12 protein-coding genes are annotated in these 18,797 nt (G+C 31.7%); 3 read left to right on the top strand and 9 right to left on the bottom strand.

Annotated features, from left to right (window positions below; translation table 11 throughout):
- Positions 1–56 precede the first annotated feature (56 nt).
- The 3 genes from Q0921_RS16150 (at position 57) to Q0921_RS16140 (ending at position 7,437) form a co-directional block, all read left to right on the top strand.
- Positions 57–1,037 carry a TIR domain-containing protein gene (locus Q0921_RS16150; protein WP_299258666.1) on the top strand — a complete coding sequence of 327 codons (981 nt, stop codon included), beginning with the start codon at positions 57–59 and terminating at the stop codon, positions 1,035–1,037.
- A gap of 187 nt (positions 1,038–1,224) precedes the next feature.
- Positions 1,225–1,593: a hypothetical protein gene (locus Q0921_RS16145; protein WP_299258664.1), complete on the top strand. Its 369-nt coding sequence runs from the start codon at positions 1,225–1,227 to the stop codon at positions 1,591–1,593.
- 315 nt (positions 1,594–1,908) lie between these two features.
- Positions 1,909–7,437, top strand: coding sequence for an MG2 domain-containing protein (locus Q0921_RS16140; RefSeq protein ID WP_299258662.1), 5,529 nt, complete (start codon positions 1,909–1,911; stop codon positions 7,435–7,437).
- 50 nt (positions 7,438–7,487) lie between these two features.
- Here the strand turns inward: Q0921_RS16140 and Q0921_RS16135 are convergent, their stop codons facing one another.
- The 9 genes from Q0921_RS16135 to Q0921_RS16095 form a co-directional block, all read right to left on the bottom strand.
- A complete protein-coding gene (locus Q0921_RS16135) occupies positions 7,488–9,047 on the bottom strand; it encodes a response regulator (RefSeq protein WP_299258660.1) in 1,560 nt (519 codons plus the stop codon).
- Positions 9,048–9,739: 692 nt separating this feature from the next.
- A complete protein-coding gene (locus tag Q0921_RS16130) occupies positions 9,740–10,123 on the bottom strand; it encodes a DUF6597 domain-containing transcriptional factor (protein WP_299258658.1) in 384 nt (127 codons plus the stop codon).
- Between the two features lie 116 nt (positions 10,124–10,239).
- Positions 10,240–11,106 (bottom strand): DKNYY domain-containing protein, encoded by an 867-nt coding sequence (locus tag Q0921_RS16125; RefSeq protein ID WP_299258656.1) that lies wholly within the window; start codon positions 11,104–11,106, stop codon positions 10,240–10,242.
- A 201-nt stretch (positions 11,107–11,307) separates the two neighbouring features.
- A complete protein-coding gene (locus Q0921_RS16120; protein ID WP_299258654.1) occupies positions 11,308–13,056 on the bottom strand; it encodes an alpha/beta hydrolase-fold protein in 1,749 nt (582 codons plus the stop codon).
- Between the two features lie 164 nt (positions 13,057–13,220).
- Complete coding sequence (locus Q0921_RS16115) at positions 13,221–13,724, bottom strand: GNAT family N-acetyltransferase (protein ID WP_299258652.1); 504 nt, start codon at positions 13,722–13,724, stop codon at positions 13,221–13,223.
- Positions 13,725–13,999: 275 nt separating this feature from the next.
- Positions 14,000–14,632, bottom strand: a complete 633-nt coding sequence (locus tag Q0921_RS16110; RefSeq protein WP_299258650.1) for a hypothetical protein — start codon at positions 14,630–14,632, stop codon at positions 14,000–14,002.
- A gap of 61 nt (positions 14,633–14,693) precedes the next feature.
- Positions 14,694–15,242: a hypothetical protein gene (locus Q0921_RS16105; protein ID WP_299258648.1), complete on the bottom strand. Its 549-nt coding sequence runs from the start codon at positions 15,240–15,242 to the stop codon at positions 14,694–14,696.
- A 288-nt stretch (positions 15,243–15,530) separates the two neighbouring features.
- Positions 15,531–15,863, bottom strand: coding sequence for a hypothetical protein (locus Q0921_RS16100; protein WP_299258646.1), 333 nt, complete (start codon positions 15,861–15,863; stop codon positions 15,531–15,533).
- Positions 15,864–16,135: 272 nt separating this feature from the next.
- Positions 16,136–18,355 (bottom strand): response regulator, encoded by a 2,220-nt coding sequence (locus Q0921_RS16095; protein ID WP_299258644.1) that lies wholly within the window; start codon positions 18,353–18,355, stop codon positions 16,136–16,138.
- Positions 18,356–18,797: the final 442 nt, after the last annotated feature.

Genomic DNA, 18,797 nt, shown 5'->3' with positions numbered 1-18,797 from the left:
TGAAGAAGTCTGGATGAGTTCAATTGGTCAGTTTTAGGTTAAAAAAATAGTCAGTGATGAAGAATAAAAGTTATGAATATGATGTGGCTTTATCTTTTGCAGGAGAGAATAGAGCATATGTAGAGGAGGTAGCAAATAGCTTGAAAGTTAAAGGCGTTAAGGTGTTTTATGATTTATTTGAAGAAGCTAATTTGTGGGGGAAAAATTTATATGAGTATTTGTCAGAGATTTATCAAAATAAAGCAAGATATACCGTATTGTTTGTATCCAGCTTTTATAATAAAAAATTATGGACAAATCACGAGAGAGTTTCGATGCAAGCGAGAGCATTTCAGGAAAGTAGGGAATATATATTACCTGCTAGATTTGATAATACAGAAATCCCCGGAATTCTTAAAACAATCGGTTATATAAATCTGGAAAATAAGACTCCTGAAGAATTAGCCATTCTTATCGAAAATAAGTTAAAAAAGGATCAGACATTTTTTAGAAACCGGTGGTCGAAACTCTCTACGATGATTAACCCGAAACCTTTTATTTTTACTATTAAAGTGGTAGATGAAAAAAAGCAATTGGTTACACATGCAAAAGTGGTGCTTGTGGCCAATAATTCTACTTACATAGAAGGTTATGCGGACGAGAATGGATTAGCACATTTCGTAATTAGAACCAGAAGGTTATATACAGTTCTTATAGCGCATTCAGAATATCCAGCCGTAATTTTCTATAATATGAATCCAAAGGAAGATATCGAAGTTACTATAGAAAAATCTAATAACTCAGGTTCGGTTATCATCAATAAGTCGGGTCAAATTCCTGGAATCTCGGGTAAAGTAGAACCCATATTGAAGCCCGATAAAAAGTTAAGTTTATATGCTGATAATATTGCTGTCGAAGGAGGAAAGGATCAACCATACGGTTTTGAACTTAATAAAGCGATCACTTTAGAAGATAATGGAGGAAATATCATGCACGTAACATTTCGGTTTTTTCATGGTAGAATTGCTTTAATTGATTTTTATAAGGATGTCAAATAAAACAAATTTTGTATACAATTAGCTCGTTCTAATTAGAGCATCGTGAGTGGATCTTGTATTATAGATATTAAGTGGAAGAAGTCTGATTTAATAGTTAATTAGTTGTTAAAAGAATCTTAAATACGTTAAACCCGTAATTTTAACAAATTTTTAATAGTTTCGGAGGTGCCAAACGCGTTCTATTATTATGAAAATGATATTTTTGATATTTTTTGTAATAGGATTACAACATATTTTAAGCGCACAAGCAATAGAGGTTTTGGACCATAATCCTGATGTAGAATTAGGGATTAAGAGTAAGTTCCTTTCTTTTCAGGAAAATACAATATGTAATACATTTATAGGTATTGACAAGGTAGATATAGAAAATCGACAAATTAGTTTAGATAATAAATCGTTATCACAGTTAATGTATTGGCGTTATGATATGGTAACTCTTACTACTGATAAAATGGAATCCATTACTAGTATTTCTTCATATACTTCCAAAGAGGAATTCACTAATTTAGGAAGACGATTATTCAATTTAGCGGTAATTAGTAACATAATACAATAAATTAGATACCCAATAAAATCTGATAATAATCGGATTTTTGTCAAATAAAAAACTGTCTTACCCACAAAACAGTATTGCACTAAATCTAAATGTAATCATAGTATTTATTCATTAACCCGATCATATAATAAAACTTTGTTATAAAGATTTTAACCGCCATAAAAATATAATGAAACGATATATTTTATGACTGTTGAAAGATGTAATAGTTTTTTTTATGGATAATCTAGGTTAAAATTCAAAATTCACCATATTCAGGGGATAACTGCGTTTAAAAATGCCTTACATTTATAAGGTCAACTAAAATCATTCAATATGCGATTATCACGTATCCTATATTTTTTATTATTTATTGCATTTATTTTTTCTTGTAAAAAGAAAGATGCCAAGGCTATAGCCGAAGCAAATGCCTCGGAACTAAATAAATATCAAGAGTATATTTCGGATGTATCCACTGGAGTAATTTCGGTTCTTGATAATGTATACGTGGTTTTACAAACACCTGTAGAGGGATGGGACGATAACCAAGAGCTTTCTGATAAAATACTTTCGATTTCACCAAGTGTAGAAGGAAGAGTATTTGCTGTAAATAATCAAACTATTGCTTTTCAACCAGAAAAAGGTTTTAAAGAAGATACAGAATACACCTTTACATTGAATTTAGAAGGTTTAGTGAAAGATTTAAAGGATGATCTGGATGGAGATTTTGTTTTTAGTATTAAAACATTAAAGCAACAGTTCTCCATAATCACGGATAATTTACAATCTTATAGTAAAGATTGGCAATATATTAATGGAACAATTTCTGCAAGCGATCAATTAAGTTTTGATACAGCAAAACAGCTAATTACTGCTAAACAAAAAGGGAAGAATGTTTCTGTTACTTTTGGAGAATCACTTGATAAAAGTCGTCAGTTTAGTTTTAGAATAGACAGTATACAACGTTTCGAGGAAGATTCAGAAGTAGCTATAAAATGGTCAGGAAAATCATTCAATATAGATACAGAAGGAGAAGATGTACTGAATGTGCCAGGTAAAAATAACTTTTCTGTAATAAGTGTTTCTGTTTCTAACTTTGAAGGACAATATGTAGAGATTAATTTTTCAGATCCATTGAAAAAAAATCAAAACTTTGATGGTTTAGTAACGATAGCAGGAGCAAGGGATCTAAAGTATACAGTGAAAGGCCAGAATCTAAAGGTATATCCAAAGCAAGAGCTAAAAGGAACATTAGGAGTAACTGTTTTTGAAGGAATTAAAAGTGTTGATAACTACAAACTAAAAAATACGTATTCCGAAAATATTTCGTTTCAGCAACCCAAGCCGGAAGTTAAATTATTACAGAGCGGTGTAATTCTGCCAACTTCAGAGAATCTAAAGTTTAATTTCGAAGCAATAAATTTACGCGCAGTAGAGGTTCAGGTCGTTAAAATGTTTGAGAATAATGTGCTTCAATTTTTACAAAATAACAACCTCGATGGATCGAGCAATTTAAGAAGTGTTGCTAGACCAGTTGCTAAAAAACTGATAAATCTTCAGGAAAATGCCTCGTTAAATTTAAGTAAATGGAACGCCTTTGCTATAGATCTAAAAGAATTGATTTCGCCAGATCCAGGAGCTATTTATAGAGTAGAGTTAAAGTATAATAAGGCATATTCTCTTTATAAATGTGATGGAGTTGCGGCAGATGAGACCTCTATTGATCAACTTTCAGAAAATTATGATGCCGAAGAAGACGAATCTAGTTTCTGGGATAGTTCTCAATATTATTATGATGAATATTATGATTATGATTGGAACGAAAGAGATAATCCTTGTAGCAATTCGTTTTATAGAAATAAAAAGGTTGCGGCAAATGTACTGGCCTCTAATCTGGGAGTAATCATAAAAAAAGGATTGAACAATTCATATACAGTTACTGTTAATGACATTCTTACCACAAATCCAATTCCTGATGTAAAAGTTGCCTTTTATAACTATCAGCAACAAGAAATTGGATTTGCTACTACAGATGCGCAAGGCATGTCAGGATATGATGCTGATAAACCTGCATTTTTTGCGGTTGCTACATCAGGAAAGCAACAAGCCTATGTTAAATTAAATGATGGTAATGCATTGTCGGTAAGTAAGTTTGATGTTTCCGGAGTGCGATTACAAAAAGGAATTAAAGGATATGTCTACGGAGAACGCGGTGTTTGGCGTCCTGGAGATACATTGTTCCTTTCGTTTATGCTTAATGATAATGCTAATAAGCTACCAAAAGGACATCCGGTTAAATTTGAATTAAAAGATCCTTACGGAAAAGTAATACATCAGGAAACCAAGACAGATGGAATTGGTAATTTCTATAAGTTTATAGTAGAAACTTCTGATGAAGCACCTACGGGAAACTGGCAAGCTCAGGTAAATGTTGGAGGAGCAAGCTTTGCTAAATCTTTAAAAATTGAAACGATTAAACCTAATCGACTTAAGATCAAAGCGAATTTTGATGATGAAGTGCTAGGAGCAAATAAAAGTATAACGGGTGATCTGGAAGTATTATGGCTGCACGGAGCAATAGCTAAGAATCTTCAGACCGATATTAATGCTCGTTTTAGTCCAAAAAGAACAAGTTTCAATACGTTTCCTGGATATATCTTCGATGATCCATCAAGGAGATTTGGTACAGATGAACAAGAAGTATTTAGAGGTAAACTTTCTTCAGAAGGGAAAGTGAACTTTTCTATGAAACCTACATTAGAAAGTAAAGCAGCCGGGATGCTGAGAGCTTCATTTATAACCAAAGTGTATGAAACTGGTGGAGATTTTAGTACCGATGTTATTTCAAAGGACTTTTCACCTTATGAAACTTATATTGGATTAAATGTTCCAAAAGGGGATAAAGCACGTGGAATGCTACTAACGGATACTCAGCATAATTTTGAAGTAGTTTCTGTGGACAAAAAAGGAAATCCTAAACCAGTTAAAGATCTCGAAGTCTATGTTTACAAGGTAAACTGGAGATGGTGGTGGGATACTTCAGAAGATAATCTATCCTCTTATAATCGAGGATCGTATCGTAACGAAGTATTTAAAACTAAAGTGACGACCAACGGTAGCGGTAAAGCCAATTTTAATTTCGAAATTAAATATCCAGAATGGGGAAGGTATCTAGTAAGAGTTGTAGATCCGAATGGAGGCCATGCAACTGGAAAAGCAATTTATGTAGATTGGCCAGGTTGGGCTGGTAGAGCTAATAAAAATGATCCATCTGCAGCAACGATGTTAATGTTCTCTGCTGATAAAAGCACGTATAATGTTGGAGAAACGGCAACAGTGACATTTCCATCTGGCGAAGGAGGAAGAGCTTTGGTTACTGTAGAAAATGGGACTGAAGTATTATCATCATTATGGGTAACTCCTCAAAAAGGAGAAACCAAATTCGAATTGCCAATAGAGAACTTATATACACCAAATGTATATATACACATTACATTGTTGCAACCTCATAGTTCTACGGCTAATGATTTACCGATACGATTGTATGGCGTGATTCCTATTTCTGTAGAAAACCCTGCTACAAGGGTTACACCTATTGTGAAAATGCCAGATGTTTTGCGTCCGGAAGAGACTATTGATGTAAAAATTAGCGAAACCAGCGGAAAAGCAATGACCTATTCGATAGCAATCGTAGATGAAGGGCTATTAGATCTAACTCGATTTAAAACACCTAACCCCTGGAATACTTTTTACGCTAGAGAAGCATTGGGAGTAAAAACATGGGATGTATATGATGATGTAATTGGAGCATACGGAGGTAGTATCAACCAAATCTTTAGCATCGGTGGTGATGGAGAAGCTGCTGGTAGTAAGTCTAAAAAAGCAAACCGATTTAAACCGATGGTTGTTTATAAAGGGCCTTTTGAACTTAAAAAAGGAGAAACTAAATCTCATAAAATTAAGATCCCAAAATATATTGGTTCAGTTAGAACGATGATTGTGGCTTCTGACGCTACAAACGCAGCGTATGGAAGTGCCGAAAAAACCACTCCGGTAAGGAAACCACTAATGGTATTGACCTCAATTCCTAGAAAAATTACACCGGGTGAAAAAGTAACTATTCCCGTTACTGTTTTTGCTATGGAAAACAAAGTGAAGAATGTAAACGTAACACTAAAACCAAATAAAGGATTTACGGTTGTAGGAGAAACCAGCCAGCGTCTTAATTTCTCGCAACCTGATGAAAAAATGGTATATTTTGATATTGAGGTGATAGAAGGAGCTTCTATTACGGATATAGAAGTAGTTGCCAGCGGAAATGGAGAAAAAGCTTCTTATAGTATCCCTATCGATATTATAAACCCGAATCCAATGACTACAGAGATTACATCTATAGTTTTGGAACCTAATAGCGAGCAAGAATTAGATTTTGCATCTTTTGGTGTTGATGGAAGTAATAGTACTACAATCGAACTTTCTTCGTTACCACCGATGAATTTCGAAGGTAGATTAAAGTATTTAATCAGATATCCTCATGGGTGTGTCGAGCAAACTACATCCGCAGCATTTCCGCAGTTATATTTAGGTGATGTATTTACGTTGCCTTCAGAGAAGAAAAATAAAATTCAGCGAAATATGGAAGCTGCCATCTATAGGCTAAAAAGCTTTATCCAACCCAATGGTGGAATGTCATATTGGCCAGGATACAGTAATGCCAATGATTGGGGGACAAGTTATGCCGGACACTTTTTATTAGAAGCTAATAAAAAAGGATATGTCTTACCAATTGGTTTTAAAAGCAATTGGATCAATTATCAACAACAACAAGCAAAGCGATGGAGAAGTGGAGGAAGTGATCTTGCACAAGCATATAGATTGTATACACTAGCTTTAGCAGGAAGTCCTGACTTATCATCTATGAATAGATTAAGAGAGACATCTGATCTTTCTAACGATGCTAAATTAAGATTAGCGGCTGCCTATGGATTAATTGGTCAGAAGAGTGCAGCAGAAAAATTATTGAATAGTGCGAATATTGATTTTCAACCGAGAAAAAACTATTATCATACCTATGGATCTACAGATAGAAATAGAGCCATGGCTTTAGAGACATTAGTATTGTTGGATGAAAAAGCGAAAGCGCAAAAAGTGGCATCAGCATTAGCTAAGGAATTATCTTCTAAACGTTGGATGAGTACCCAGACGAGTTCATATGCTTTAATGGCGATGGCTAAATATGCAACATATGTGGGAGGAAAAGGAATAGAAGTTAATTACGCACTTAACGGTAAATCTAATAGTGCAAACACCAATAAAACTTTGTTTTCCTCTGGTGAATTATCTATTACAAAAGATAATAAGTTATTGCTGAAAAATAATAAGGATAATACCATTTTTGTACAATTAGCAACTAGTGGAATTCTGCCGGTCGGCAAGGAAAAAGTGATACAAAGTAATTTTAAAGCCATTGTAGACTATAAAAACCGAGAAGGAAGAATCGTTGATGTGAATCAGTTATCACAAGGAACAGATTTTGTAGCAGAAGTAACCATTACCAATACTTCTGGAAGTGAGGTAAAAGATATCGCCTTAACAGAGATTTTTCCATCAGGATGGGAAGTAGTTAATACACGTTTTACGGATTTTGGATCTTTTAAGACGAATAAGGTTACCTATACAGATATCCGAGACGATCGGGTTAATTTCTATTTTGACCTAAAACCAAAAGAAAGTAAAACGGTCACGTTACTTCTTAATGCTTCTTATTTAGGAAAGTATTATTTACCGGGTATTCAATGCGAAGCCATGTACGATAATGATTATTTAGTGCGTACTAAAGGTAAATGGATTGAAGTAGTGAAATAATGTTTAAATGGGTTAATTAGTCTATAATCTTTTGAAAAGAAGATTATAGACTAATTAGATAATTTTCTTAAATTATTTTCTATAGCAATTTTAAGATCATTTTTATTTAGCGGTTTGTTGATTAAATCGTTCATACCAGCGCTTCTACATTCGAGTTCTACTTCACTTAATTCTGAAGCCGTTAATGCGATAATTGGTGTGCTTTGGTTAAACTCTCTTATTTTTAATGTCGCCTGTTTACCATCTAAAATAGGCATATTGATATCCATTAGAACTAGGTCAAAAGTATCATGTTTTAGCATTTCTACAGCCTCTAAACCATTTTCTGCAATATAACTTTCGCAATGAATATTTTTTAATAAGTTTTGAGTTACAATTTGATTGATCTTATTGTCTTCGGCTATCAATATTTTTGTTGGTAAAGAAGAATTAACCGATTGTGTATCTTTCTTTTCAATAGCCTTTGATATGGAATTTTCATTTATGTCTAGAGTTAAATTAAAAAAGAAATTGGAACCAATATCTTTTACGCTTTGACAATGAATTTCACTATTCATAAGTTTCAGTATCTTTTTAACAATCGATAAACCTAACCCTGTCCCTTGTTTATTGTCATAAACGCTACCTAATTGAGAGAATTCTTCAAAAATATAATCTTTTTGATCTTCGGGTATTCCTATACCTGTATCTTGTACTTCAAATCCTATAGTAATTTTTTCGTTATCTTTTTTTATTAGTTTTGTTTTAAGTGTTATTGTACCATTTTCAGTATACTTTATAGCATTACCAATTAAATTAATTAATACTTCGGATATTCTAATAGCATCGATCTGAACGGTTTCAGGTAAATTACAATCGTATTCTAGTTTAAGTTCATTTAGCTTTTGAGCGGATTGATATTTTAGGGTTTGTATAATGTTTTTTAAATGAGAAGATAAGTTGACCTCCGAATATCTTAAACTAATTTTTTCTGAATCTATTTTGCTGACATTTAAAACTTTATTAACTAAACTTAAGAGATAATCAGCTGAGAAACTTAAAGAGTTTAGTAGTTCAATGTCTTTTTCTGGTCTCGTTTTATTCTCCAATAGCATAGAAGATATTCCAGCAACACCATACAAAGGAGTTCTTAATTCATGACTAATAGTAGAAATAAATTGAGATTTTATTTTACTTAGTTTTTCTGCTTGAGTCTTAGCTTCTGATAATTCTATGTTTTTTAACTTAAGAATTTCACTTGTTTTCTTTTTAGCATGGTATTCTCTAAAATAAAAGAAAACTACCCCAAAGAGAAGGATAAGGCCCACAATCGATATGTATATAATAGTTTTATTGTTTTTATCAATGTTTAATAATAGATCCTTCTCTCTTTGACTAACTTTTAGTTTACGTTTATATTCTTCAACTCTAAACTGAATGTTTGCTGTTTCTTGATCTTGAGATTTGTTATTGTTAAGAAACTCTATTTCTTTTTGTGATTGTAAACGAAAATGATCAATGATTTTAATTAACGTATCTGGATTGTCAATTTTTATAAATTGTTCTTTGGGTTGTGTATGCAATATGCAGGGGAGTGCAAGAATTGCAAGCAATAAAGTAATTTTTTTCAAGGGGAGTTGAGTTTTTAAATTAAGTAATTTGCGTGGGTTTTTTTAAATTTTAATAGGGGTTATTTATATTAAAAACAGCTAACTACGTCAAACCCCTAATTTATTTGTTGTAAAAATATTGTTTTAAAGGTATTGGCAAAGGTATTGTTAATATTCAATAAGAATATAAATTTTTGGGGGAATTTTCTCTTAATAATGATTTAGCTATGGTGTTTAATAGTACAATTTATAGGATTTTATTTGTTCAAAGGTTTATTAATTAAATCATTTATGTTTGTCTTTTTACATTCTTCTTCAACTTCGCTGCGTTACGAAGCTATTAGTGTATTAATTGGTGGAGTCTTATAAAATTCCCTAATTTCTAATGTGGCTTTAATTCCATCCATAATTCGCATATTAATATCCATATAGAATTGGATCGAAATCTTTTTTTAAGATTTATACAGCTTCAATTCGATTTTCCGAAATATTGTAAGGGCAACTAATGTCCTTTAATTAATTTAGGTAACTAGTTGATTGATTTGATTATCCTCCGTTACAAGTGTTTTTACTAAAAATTGTTTGTTAGCGTTTAAAATTGTGTCAACCGTTGATTTTACAATATTGTCAATAGCATTTTTGTTAGTCAATCTTTTTAGTAAAAATGTCTCGATTAAATTTATTCTTTCAGAAGTAGAATTTGCTTTTAAAATTTACTCTCCAATTTTCTCTCCATCTTTTCCAAATAGTTTATCCAATGGTACAGCGGTGTTTTGAATTTCTTTTATACTTATGTTTGCAAAAGGTGAAAATCCGTTTGGTTGAAATCGAACAACAAAAGAACCAGTGGTACCAAGTAGCTCAACAACGTATGGGCGCGTCAATTGTCCTATTAAAAAACATTTTGGGAGGGTTATACTTTCTTTATCGCTTGGGTGATGTTTATAGGTATCTCCATAATGAAAAATCAGTTTCATTGTTCCATTTGGAATAATAGTGTTTTTTAAGGGCGTATTTTCAAAAGTACTTTCTAATGTCCAATAACATTTAACCCATTCTGCTAAAATCTGTTGTGGTTCAAAAATTTTATGATTCATTAGGTATTCTATTTTTGTTCAGACAACTTATTGGCTATTATGTATAAAGGTTTGCATATGAAAGATATTGTGTAATAGGATACTAATTTTTCGGATTAATACTTACTAGTTCTGTTCTATATACCGTGTTGCAATCGGTTTTCCATTTGATACCACCAATATTCATTACTTATTACTCCTCTTAACTCCTCAAAAAGTGGAGTAAATCTTTTAAAATCATACTTGTTATCTGGTATACAATCGTTACAATAACAATGTGCAGGTTTCTTTAAATCAGTAACAAGACTAACTAGTGAACCGTTTCTGATAAAAGTTTTATAAATCAATGTCTGTCTATCGAACTTATCTATTTTCTTTAGTCGTTGTAAATTATATTCAAATACAGAATACTTATCTGCCCAAAAAAATTGACTTATCCTTTTTAGACTAGGATCAATACCCTTTGTAATTCTACCTTCCCAATAAACCTTTTCTTTAGAAATTGCTATTTTCGAATTCCAAAGATTAGTTTCTAGGAGAATATTTCTGTCAGGATTTGATTTTCCCCATTCATTCTTATATGTTTCATCAAAAAATAATTCTAAGTAATCTTCTTTAATCTTTTTTCCTCCAGGGCCAAAATAAAAATGATTCTTATCTTTTGCGTAAAACCTTCCAATGGCTTCGAATGAATCAAAATCTATTTGAGTTTTTACTTGTGTTAAAAAAAGTTTTGTAGAATTACTTTTTTCAATGAGTGATAACCCATAAAGTTCATTCTTACTTCTGATAAAAGTAGGGGTTAACCATTCACAATCGTTTTCATTAAAAAATATAGGTTCCCCTTTTCTATCATTTATAAACCAATTTAATTTGGCTTGAGTTTTATAATCTAAAAAATAATCTTCAACTAAGCGATTATTTTTTATTGTGATAGTCGATATTATCTCAAGCTCCCTACATCGAGGTGTATTGTTGTGCAATAGATTTTGAGATATTTTCATTTCATTAATGGTTTACAACCTTTGGTATAAACGTTCGTTTTAATAGCAACTATACGTTATTGTCAGTTTGTTGTTTATGTTTCCATTCGAATTTCTTTCAGTGTAATTCATTACTCATAAATTAATTCACAGTGTTCATTGAGATAAACAGTTATCTAATTAGTATCTACTCCATCAAAACATTTTCTGCTAAGAAAAAAATCAATACCTCCAACTTTTCAAGTCTGCATCTTTAGGAGCAACTTTATGAACCTTATCTACATATTTTTTGATAAACATACGGTGATAGCGCAGTCTACTAATATGATTTCCATTATCGTGATCCCCGTTCCAACAGTGTTCTGCTCTGTCACCATAATCTACTTCACCATTATAATAAGGAGCAGTGGTTTCTGATAGGATTTCTTCGGCGAGATATACTGCATTGTTGAGATAATAATTGTCCATATCTCCACAATACAGATGAATTTTATTTTCCCAATCCTTACCGTTTTTTGCCCAGTCTCGTTTCAAAATATAAGAGAGGTCGTAGTTTTCTTTCCAATATGAAGCTACTTCCTTATCTATTTCTCCAGTTAGACGATCCCAGATTCTTTTAGGATATCCCTCTTCATTTACTGGCGAATAAGTTGCTTCCCAAATATCCCATTGTTGTCCTGACCTACCTTTCGTGCCCAATATTAGTTCTCGATAATTCATATCTCTTAAGCTAGCATCTACATTTCCTAAATAATCTCGATGACCAGGAACCAGTGTTTTTCTGAATGTACCTTCCTTGTAGTATGCATTCTTGTCTTCGTATATATTGACCAAGCAATACGCTCTAAAATCAATTGGATCCGGACAAGCAGCAAAACACATTCCATACTCTTTGGGATATTTCACTTGAACAGCAAGAGACTCCCATCCACCTGTACTTCCTCCATAAACAAATCGCGACCAACCTTCTCCTATTCCTCTAAATTTTTGCTCGATATGCGGAATAAGCTCATAAGTAATTGCATCTCCATAAGGTCCTTGTGCGGCACTATTAACAGCATATGAATCATCATAGTATGGTGTTGGGTGTTGGATTTTAATGGCAATAACTCTTGGAAAATCAGGACCTGTCCAGGTTTGATGAAAATCATACGCTTCTTGTTCGACCGTCAAATTATACCCTTCAATATTAAAACGCTCACTGTATTCCGATTTTAAATTGGGATCGGGAGGAGTTGTTCGAAATCCCCCAAAATCTTTTGGGAAATGTCCGTGCATGATTGCAAGTGGGTATTTTACATTGGGATGCGTTTCCCATCCTTCAGGTAACAGTATGTGAGCTCCTAAATACATATCTCTTCCCCAAAAATCACTCAACAACTTGCTTTTAATTTTTATATGCTTTACATACTTTGTGTCGTCAGGTTCAGGGATTAGAGGTATTTTCTGATCTAATTTTATAGCGATAGAAGGAAATTGTCCATTCTTGATCGTGATTTTTTGAGGAGTAGAATAGAGATTGCCTGGCGCTTTGTTCCATTGTTGTCCTTCACCTCTATCCATAGGTAATTTTACTATACGCCCATCTGCCCGTTTAAAGGTTTCGTATTTATGAAACAAGACTTGTACGAAGAAATCACCTGATGGTATCTCTTTAAAGCTACGAATTGGGTATCCAAAAGCTTCTTTGTCGAACTGTATCGACTCTTCGGGTTTCCAGCCGTTAATATCCATTCCGAATGCTTGACAAGTTTTAGAGTCGTCCCTAAGCTGAAATCGAGGTTCCTTTTCTATTTGTTCTGAAATCAAAACAATTAATCTTCCATCCAGTGCTTCATTATAATGTTCTGTTGGAAAGGAAAATTGGATATCTTCTGAAGTTTTAGGATTAGAACAAGAGAAAAAAAATGGGGTAATGAGCAAAATAACAAGCAAGAATACATTTGTGAATGTGATGTCAGGTTTTTTCATTTTGTTGTTAGTTTTGGTATATACTTGATTCACGTTTTTGATTTTTTACAAAATAGTACGACAGGTAGGTGTTTATCCAACCTTCTTTACAAGAAAGTCTCGGCAATGATTAGTATGGAAATTAAAATTACTGAATTTTCGTTTAAGTACTTAGCCAAAACTTTTTATTTTGTAATTAATATCTTTTCCATTTTATAATTTTCAACAGAATGTCCATTTGGGAACGAATTCACCATTGATTTCACAATTTTAAATCCGTTTTTTTCATAAATGTCAATCGTTTCTTTGTTTTGTTGATTAACAATTAATTCAATTTTTTTAATAGCATTATCTGTTGCAAATCCATTAACATATTCCAACGCTGTTTTACCAATTTTTAATCCACGAAACGATTTCAAAATATATAGCTTGCTTAAAATCAGTTTTTCATTTAGTTTTTGAATTCCTAAATATCCTACATCTTTTGTGTCAAAGTTTAATAGAAAATAGCTAAAGTTTTCATTTTTAATTTGTTTTTCAATCGCATTTTCAGATTGAAATTCCTTTAAGAAATAATCGGTATGTTCAGCCGGAATTATTGGGTCATAAACTTCGTGTAAAATTTCAATCGCTAATTTTTTTATAATTTTAAATTTAGTTGAGTCACAAACTTTTTTAATCTCAATCATTTTTTTAATGTTTGCCTATGTTAATGTATATGGAAATTTACGAGTTTACGTGCGAGGAATTTTCGAAGGAAATTCAGACTTAGTAAACGTGTAATTGTCTTTGATTAAGTAAAATATCAGGAATTTTTATATACCGTATTGTATGTAGTTTTTATTCCAATTTTTTAAGATCTTTATTTTTTACAACTATCGTCTTAGCTACTAAATTTCCAATCCTTTGATTTTTTTCTAAATTTTGTATACCCATATAATTATAGGTATTGTTGTAAGGCGTTTTATATTATCGGTTTCCAAATTTCATTTACCGGTTTTTTACCTGTCATCAGTTCTAATAATTGAAGTAAATATTTGTTTTCTTCTTCTCCGTTGTCTTCAATCATTTTTTTGAATGCCATTGCACCAACAGGGAATATGGACGTTAAATCAACTTTCCAATTATTATCTTCCTTATAGAAGTGAAAGTAAAAGGGGGCTTTCTTTCCATTTGAAATAAATTGCCCTTTAGCAAAATCCTCATCGATTTCAACGCTTCCAATTTCTGTATTTATTACACTGTTTTTTCCTACCATTCCTTCTTTTATAGCATAAATTAAAAGTTCTTTCCCATCGAATGATAAAATGTCTTTTTTTGATGTCCTATATCTGATTGATATAACCATTAACTTATCAAGAATTCCTAATGAATTTAAAGTCAAAGAATCTGCTTTTTTTGTTGTTTCAAGAATTTTATTATAATAAGATATTGTTCTACTGTCAACAAAATTTACAGCTTCTTCTCCTTTATCATTTAAGATTGAAGTTTTATAACTGTTAAATGATTCTCGAACTAATTTTTCTTCTTTTTCTTGCCCAATACAAGTTGTAATTATTGATAATGATAGGAATAGATTACTTAATATTATCTTCATGTTTTTGGTTTAATTAGTTACAACGATAAATATAACAAAACGTTGTTGTCCGTCAGGGCAGCTATATTATGTTATATGTAGTCTTTATTTTGCTTTCAATGCGTTTTAGAACAGAAATAAACTTTTCAAATTGGTCAATGTTTTTAATTCCATATTCAGGCGTTAAAACAATTCGATCAGTTGGTTTCTTTCCAGTTTTTATATAAATTCTTTCGTTTATTATGTTTTCAGCAAAAGTTTTGTCAGATACGAGCTGTTTAAATAAATTTTTATCTCCACCAAACCAAAATTGTTTTAAAATCGGTTTAGGGACAAATGATCTACGTTTTGGCAGAATAAAATCCAAAAATTTATTACGCAAATCTTTTGGGAATATTGTCAGTTCAGTTTCGTAAACTTTGTCCAAATGTAGAGTAATTCGAAACGGTTCCGATACAGGCATTGCTCCTCCAACTTCATTAAGGTTTACGCTAATTTTAGTTCCGCCAATGGTAATAGTTCCGTTTTTCGGTTGATAAATATATTTTCCTAATGGACTATTCACATTTTTAATCAAATCCTCTGAATATTCTCCACTATATTTTTCTGTCAATTCTTGAATAATGTTCATTAAATCGGAGTTTTATATAATTACACATAGCGGTTAATATATCTGTCGTAGCTTGTTGAATTGTTACTTTGCTTTTTGATTTTTCTTGCCCATTGGTTGCTAACTTCTACTTTCTGTAAGCATTGCGCCTTACCAAAAATACAAGAACCAATCGATTCGTCACTTAGCTGTTATGATCACATATATCGTGTTGCGCGTTCGTTTTTATTCCACCACATTTATTTCAATTCCATTAAATTCCGTTTTGTCTTTCAATTCATATGCTGTATCTGTTTCATAATGTGGTTTTCATTTTTGTAAACTCAATCCGCTTGTATCGGTCCAACCAATTATTTTATATCCATTTGGAATTAGTCCTTTTTCAAGTTCATTTTCGTTTTTGTCAATTTTAGTAACTGACCAAAAAATTCGGGAATAACCTAATCCACCTTTGTCAAATTTATATTTGTAATACGTATAATTTTTATTCGGTGAAATCGAGTCCAAGAGGATTATCAAATTCGGCTCGTTTAGAGAATGTTCTGAGTTAAAAGCTTCCACAACGTCATTCAAATCTGAATTAATTTTAATTCCAATTCCAATCAGGATAATTCCTCCAATTATTAGTATCCATTTTTTCATTTAAATACAATGACTTTTCATTTTAGCATGATTTTCTCAAATGGCGCACAACACGTTTATATGCTTATTATTGAGCATATTTCCTTTATATATCCAGATATAACTATTTACAAACGCATAACAAACGTCTAATTTTGGGGTTCATTTTTAGTATACATTCAGAAAGTAACGTAAAATTCGCTACATCACAAAATAAGATTGATATGGAAAAGGTGTTTTGTATTTTATTTTCTGGATTAAGAATAGGTTTTGATGCGGTAAACTTAGATTGATTAGGTTTTAGTTTCAGAATTGTTAACGATTAAATTTCTATGTATAGCGTTTCTTAGATGGTTTTTGTTCAACGGTTTATTGATCAAATCATTCATCCCAGCATTTTTGCATTCCTCACCGACTTCACTTAGTTCTGAAGCAGTTAAGGCAATAATAGGAGTAGTTGTATCAAATTGTCTAATTTCTAATGTTGCTTGCATACCATCTAGCACAGGCATATTAATATCCATCAGCACTAGATCAAAAGCTTGGTGTTTCAGAATTTGTACGGCTTCATATCCGTTTTCTACCATCGTGCAATCACAACCAATATTTTTCAATAAATTCTTAGTAACCAATTGATTAACCTTATTATCTTCTGCAACAAGGATTTTTGCAGATAAACTATCTGTCTTTTCTGGATTTTGTGAATTATTTTCTATATCATCTAAACAGTCTTCAATCTCCACATCTAGATCAAAATAAAACATAGATCCTATATTCTTTTTACTTTCGAAATGAATCTGACTATCCATTACGTGAACCAGATTTTTAACAATGGATAGACCTAAGCCAGTTCCTTGTTTATTGTCGTATACGCTGCCGATTTGAGAAAACTCCTCAAAAATGTATTCTTTCTGGTTTTCTGGTACTCCCATACCCGTATCTTCTATCTCAAAACGAATTTTCATGGTTTTGTTATCTGATGATAATTGTTTAATTCTGAGCCAGATTTTTCCTTTATCTGTAAATTTAATAGCATTACTGATTAAATTAATCAAAACTTCGGATATTCGTAATGCATCGATATTCAGTAGTTTAGGGATGCTATTGTTATGATCTAGAATTAATTCATTATCCTTTTTTTGAGATTGATACTCAAAAGATTGCAGAATGTTTTGAGACAATGAAAATAGATCTGTGGGAGTCTTGATGAGCTCTTTTTCTTCGGAGTTTATTTTACTTATTTTCAGAACCTTATTTACTAAATCTAATAAGTAATCTGCAGAAAATTTCAGTGAATTAAGTAGTTTTTTATCTTTTTCCGTCTTTGCATCATTCTCCAATAAAATGGAAGAGATTCCAACCACGCCATACAAAGGAGTTCTTAACTCATGACTGATAGTGGATATAAATTGTGATTTGATCTTACTTAACTGTTCAGCTTGAGCCTTAGCTTCTTGGAGTTCGAAATTTTTTACTTCAAGAATTTCACTAATTTTTTTCTTAGATCGATATCCTCTGTAATAAAAGAAGACCACCCCTGCTAGTAGTAGTAGAGCTGCAGTAGAAATAAAAATGATAGTTTTGTTGTTTTTATCGATATCTAACAACAATACTTTCTCTCTTTTTGCAACCTCTAATTCTTGTTCATATTGATCTACCTTAAACCTTATTTTTGTGGTCTTGTCACTTTTGGATCGAGCATTTTCAAAAACTTTGCGGTCGTTTTTATTTAGTTCTTTTAGATCAGCAATAGCCTTGGCATAATCGCCAATATCTTCGTACATTTTTGATCTATACTGATAAAAGTAACTTTTACCTTTTGGCCAATACACTTCATCTTTTAGGTACTCGAATGATTTGTCAAAATTTTCTTCAGCTTTTTCAATTTCGTTTTTATGTGCATAATTCCTAGCTCTTAAAAGATAAAGACTACTTCTGTCTATTTGTATACTATCAGAAATCGTATTGTCAATGCTATCCGCTTCCTTAAGATATATAGAAGCTTCATCAAATCTATCAAGATCCATATAGGTCCAGATCAGGTTGTGCAATGGAATCTGATATTGCTGTATATGAGGATTGTTTTTTCCCAATGCTACAGCTCTTTGATAATATTTTAAGGCACTTTCATAATCATTATTACTGTCATAATATATATTAGCGAGACTATGCAAAATGTATGGTAAGAGAATTTTATCTTTTGTTTTTTCTGTATATTCTAGTGATTTTAAAAAGTTTTTTGTCGCGTTTTCATAATCAATGATTTCGTATTGAACAGTTCCCATTAGCATATATCCATGAGAGATATAATGATCATTATTGAGTTCTCTGGCATAATTAACAGCCTTGAAGGCATATTCTAATGCCTGATACATATCACTATCCCGTCGGAGTTTTTCTGAAGTTCTTAATAGAGTGTCTAAACTGTCAATTCTTTCAAAAGACGGTTTTTCTTGTGAAAAGGAATTTAATGAAAGAATAAAAATAAATATGTAAATAGTATTTCTTTTCAATGCAAAACAATTTTTGATAAAAAAAGATAACGTAAACAAACAAGTTTTATATCCCATTTTATATTACATAAGCCACGATATTTCGAGTTAGATTTGAACAGGGTTTACAGCTGTTTTTTTTTAAAGAGTGATATAATTTAATGAAATTATAGGGTTTTTCTGTTATGATTTAAAAGAAAACTAACGATTGTAAGTTTTTTTTATTAGCCAAAAAGGGGATATTTCCTCTTTTTTTAATAATTGTAGTTGAATGAATTAAACAGATCTCTAATATTTTTAGTTATTTGATTTTTAAGTAGTTAAATAGGTTTTTGTTACAAAAAATTTTGAAGCGGTCAAAAGATCATTACTTTAGTGAGTAGATATATGAATCTTGATTTACTCAAAAAGATATAGGAAAACAATAAAAGATAATGAAATTGGATGTATACAAGCAACAATC

The sequence above is a fragment of the uncultured Aquimarina sp. genome, assembly GCF_947496855.1.
Classification (GTDB): domain Bacteria; phylum Bacteroidota; class Bacteroidia; order Flavobacteriales; family Flavobacteriaceae; genus Aquimarina.
The sequence above is the reverse complement of the archived record's forward strand: the minus strand, read 5'-3'. Positions and strand labels throughout refer to the sequence as shown.